The sequence below is a fragment of the Shigella sp. FJ200513 genome (assembly GCF_040495915.1).
Classification (GTDB): Bacteria; Pseudomonadota; Gammaproteobacteria; order Enterobacterales; family Enterobacteriaceae; genus ECMA0423.
This window is the reverse complement of sequence record NZ_JBDYCV010000177.1, coordinates 1-4,339: the sequence shown is the minus strand read 5'-3', so window position 1 is coordinate 4,339 and position 4,339 is coordinate 1. Positions and strand designations below refer to the sequence as shown.

Annotated in this window: 4 protein-coding genes; 2 read left to right on the top strand and 2 right to left on the bottom strand. The window is 47.3% G+C overall.

Features of this window, described 5'->3' with window-relative positions:
• Window positions 1-2 precede the first annotated feature (2 nt).
• Complete coding sequence (locus tag ABZJ92_RS20735; RefSeq protein WP_003032489.1) at window positions 3-59, top strand: IS1 family transposase; 57 nt, start codon at window positions 3-5, stop codon at window positions 57-59.
• Between the two features lie 366 nt (window positions 60-425).
• Here the strand turns inward: ABZJ92_RS20735 and ychE (ABZJ92_RS20730) are convergent, their stop codons facing one another.
• Both ychE (ABZJ92_RS20730) and ychE (ABZJ92_RS20725) read right to left on the bottom strand, forming a co-directional pair.
• Window positions 426-1,073 carry an NAAT family transporter YchE gene (ychE, locus tag ABZJ92_RS20730; protein ID WP_000616773.1) on the bottom strand — a complete coding sequence of 216 codons (648 nt, stop codon included), beginning with the start codon at window positions 1,071-1,073 and terminating at the stop codon, window positions 426-428.
• 30 nt (window positions 1,074-1,103) lie between these two features.
• A complete protein-coding gene (gene ychE / locus ABZJ92_RS20725) occupies window positions 1,104-1,157 on the bottom strand; it encodes a protein YchT (protein ID WP_211180492.1) in 54 nt (17 codons plus the stop codon).
• Window positions 1,158-1,549: 392 nt separating this feature from the next.
• Here ychE (ABZJ92_RS20725) and adhE point away from each other — a divergent pair, with 392 nt between their 5' ends.
• Window positions 1,550-4,225 carry a bifunctional acetaldehyde-CoA/alcohol dehydrogenase gene (gene adhE / locus ABZJ92_RS20720; RefSeq protein ID WP_000301647.1) on the top strand — a complete coding sequence of 892 codons (2,676 nt, stop codon included), beginning with the start codon at window positions 1,550-1,552 and terminating at the stop codon, window positions 4,223-4,225.
• The last annotated feature ends 114 nt before the right edge of the window (window positions 4,226-4,339 follow it).

Genomic DNA, 4,339 nt, shown 5'->3' with positions numbered 1-4,339 from the left:
CGGTGGAGCTGCATGACAAGGTCATCGGGCATTATCTGAACATAAAACACTATCAGTAAGTTGGAGTCATTACCTTTCAATTCAATCAAATAGAGATTGGCTAAGCATGTCTATCTTTTCTGATTACAGTTCCAGTAGTGAAATGCACAATAATTTAACAATTGATTATTATTTAGCACTTTCCTCTACCAAAGGCAGTGGAATTACTAATATCATTTCAATTATTCTTCAGCAAGCCCAGGATTATGATGTGGCGAAAATAACATGATGGTGAGGAGAAGCAGTTAAGGAAATCCTTATAACTAACTGTAATTTGAGAAGAATATTTTTACCTATTCCTTTTGCTTTTGATAACTGCGCGGGAACAAAGTAAAAATAATGACGAAGTAAACGGAGCATGGCAGCTCCGTTTCATTTGAAAGGAATTAATTAAGCAGGCCGGGGAAAATCCCCTTAATACCAGTAACGATAAATTCAATCCCCAATGCCATCAGCAATAGCCCCATAATACGCGTAATCACGTTGATGCCGGTCTGGCGTAAAACCCGTACCAGCCACGGTGCCATGCGGAACAATCCCCAGCAACATAAAGCGAACAATGCAATAGCCACAAAGAAACCAAACAGATAGCTAATGCTGTGATAACGCGTACCCCAGACGATGGTAGAACTGATCGCCCCTGGCCCCGCCATCAACGGCAACGCCAATGGCACCACACCAATACTTTCACGTACCGCGGTTTCTGATTTTTCTTGCTTGTTCTGTTTATCCTCGCCAAGCTTGCCGCTGATCATCGACATCGCTATCGTCACCACCAGGATGCCCCCGGCGATACGGAACGAATCAATTGATATACCAAAAAGTTGTAGAATCGTGTCGCCGAGAAAAAGCGAGATCCACAAGATAATGGCCACAGACAGGTTGGCTGTAAGGTTAGTTTTGTTTCGCGCTGCCGCTGTCTGATAACTGGTCATGCTGATAAAGACGGGAATAATCCCTACCGGGTTGACCAGCGCAAATAACCCGATGAAAAATTTGAAGTAAACGGGAAAATCAAAAAGGGTCTGAATCACGGTTCGCTCCGAAGCAAAAGCCGGATAATGTTAGCCATAAATAAGGTTGAAAAGACGCGCTGACAATACGCCTTTTGACAGCATTTTTCACCTCCTAACTACTTAAAATTGCTATCATTCGTTATTGTTATCTAGTTGTGCAAAACATGCTAATGTAGCCACCAAATCATACTACAATTTATTAACTGTTAGCTATAATGGCGAAAAGCGATGCTGAAAGGTGTCAGCTTTGCAAAAATTTGATTTGGATCACGTAATCAGTACCCAGAAGTGAGTAATCTTGCTTACGCCACCTGGAAGTGACGCATTAGAGATAATAACTCTAATGTTTAAACTCTTTTAGTAAATCACAGTGAGTGTGAGCGCGAGTAAGCTTTTGATTTTCATCGGTTAAGCAAATCATCACCGCACTGACTATACTCTCGTATTCGAGCAGATGATTTACTAAAAAAGTTTAACATTATCAGGAGAGCATTATGGCTGTTACTAATGTCGCTGAACTTAACGCACTCGTAGAGCGTGTAAAAAAAGCCCAGCGTGAATATGCCAGTTTCACTCAAGAGCAAGTAGACAAAATCTTCCGCGCCGCCGCTCTGGCTGCTGCAGATGCTCGAATCCCACTCGCGAAAATGGCCGTTGCCGAATCCGGCATGGGTATCGTCGAAGATAAAGTGATCAAAAACCACTTTGCTTCTGAATATATCTACAACGCCTATAAAGATGAAAAAACCTGTGGTGTTCTGTCTGAAGACGACACTTTTGGTACCATCACTATCGCTGAACCAATCGGTATTATTTGCGGTATCGTTCCGACCACTAACCCGACTTCAACTGCTATCTTCAAATCGCTGATCAGCCTGAAGACCCGTAACGCCATTATCTTCTCCCCGCACCCGCGTGCAAAAGATGCAACCAACAAAGCGGCTGATATCGTTCTGCAGGCTGCTATCGCTGCCGGTGCTCCGAAAGATCTGATCGGCTGGATCGATCAACCTTCTGTTGAACTGTCTAACGCACTGATGCACCACCCAGACATCAACCTGATCCTCGCGACTGGTGGTCCGGGCATGGTTAAAGCCGCATACAGCTCCGGTAAACCAGCTATCGGTGTAGGCGCGGGTAACACTCCAGTTGTTATTGATGAAACTGCTGATATCAAACGTGCAGTTGCATCTGTACTGATGTCCAAAACCTTCGACAACGGCGTAATCTGTGCTTCTGAACAGTCTGTTGTTGTTGTTGACTCTGTTTATGACGCAGTACGTGAACGTTTCGCAACCCACGGCGGCTATCTGTTGCAGGGTAAAGAGCTGAAAGCTGTTCAGGATGTTATCCTGAAAAATGGTGCGCTGAACGCGGCTATCGTTGGTCAGCCAGCCTATAAAATTGCTGAACTGGCAGGCTTCTCTGTACCAGAAAACACCAAGATTCTGATCGGTGAAGTGACCGTTGTTGATGAAAGCGAACCGTTCGCACATGAAAAACTGTCCCCGACTCTGGCAATGTACCGCGCTAAAGATTTCGAAGACGCGGTAGAAAAAGCAGAGAAACTGGTTGCTATGGGCGGTATCGGTCATACCTCTTGCCTGTACACTGACCAGGATAACCAACCGGCTCGCGTTTCTTACTTCGGTCAGAAAATGAAAACAGCTCGTATCCTGATTAACACCCCGGCTTCTCAGGGTGGTATCGGTGACCTGTATAACTTCAAACTCGCACCTTCCCTGACTCTGGGTTGTGGTTCCTGGGGTGGTAACTCCATCTCTGAAAACGTTGGTCCGAAACACCTGATCAACAAGAAAACCGTTGCTAAGCGAGCTGAAAACATGTTGTGGCACAAACTTCCGAAATCTATCTACTTCCGCCGTGGCTCCCTGCCAATCGCGCTGGATGAAGTGATTACTGATGGCCACAAACGTGCGCTCATCGTGACTGACCGCTTCCTGTTCAACAATGGTTATGCTGATCAGATCACTTCCGTACTGAAAGCAGCAGGCGTTGAAACTGAAGTCTTCTTCGAAGTAGAAGCGGACCCGACCCTGAGCATCGTTCGTAAAGGTGCAGAACTGGCAAACTCCTTCAAACCAGACGTGATTATCGCGCTGGGTGGTGGTTCCCCGATGGACGCCGCGAAGATCATGTGGGTTATGTACGAACATCCGGAAACTCACTTCGAAGAGCTGGCGCTGCGCTTTATGGATATCCGTAAACGTATCTACAAGTTCCCGAAAATGGGCGTGAAAGCGAAAATGATCGCTGTCACCACCACTTCTGGTACAGGTTCTGAAGTCACTCCGTTTGCGGTTGTAACTGACGACGCTACTGGTCAGAAATACCCGCTGGCGGACTATGCGCTGACCCCGGATATGGCGATTGTCGACGCCAACCTGGTTATGGACATGCCGAAGTCCCTGTGTGCTTTCGGTGGTCTGGACGCAGTAACTCACGCCATGGAAGCTTATGTTTCTGTACTGGCATCTGAGTTCTCTGATGGTCAGGCTCTGCAGGCACTGAAACTGCTGAAAGAATATCTGCCAGCGTCCTACCACGAAGGGTCTAAAAATCCGGTAGCGCGTGAACGTGTTCACAGTGCAGCAACTATCGCGGGTATCGCATTTGCGAACGCCTTCCTGGGTGTATGTCACTCAATGGCGCACAAACTGGGTTCCCAGTTCCATATTCCGCACGGTCTGGCAAACGCCCTGCTGATTTGTAACGTTATTCGCTACAATGCGAACGACAACCCGACCAAGCAGACTGCATTCAGCCAGTATGACCGTCCGCAGGCTCGCCGTCGTTATGCTGAAATTGCCGACCACCTGGGTCTGAGCGCACCGGGCGACCGTACTGCTGCTAAGATCGAGAAACTGCTGGCATGGCTGGAAACGCTGAAAGCTGAACTGGGTATTCCGAAATCTATCCGTGAAGCTGGCGTTCAGGAAGCAGACTTCCTGGCGAACGTGGATAAACTGTCTGAAGATGCATTCGATGACCAGTGCACCGGCGCTAACCCGCGTTACCCGCTGATCTCCGAGCTGAAACAGATTCTGCTGGATACCTACTACGGTCGTGATTATGTAGAAGATGAAACTGCAGCGAAAAAAGAAGCCGCTCCGGCTAAAGCTGAGAAAAAAGCGAAAAAATCCGCTTAATCAGTAGCGCTGTCTGGCAATATAAACGGCCCCTTCTGGGGTAATGCCGATCAGTTAAGGATCAGTTGACCGATCCAGTGGCTGTGTAAGAATCCGGAAACGCTCACTTGTTTC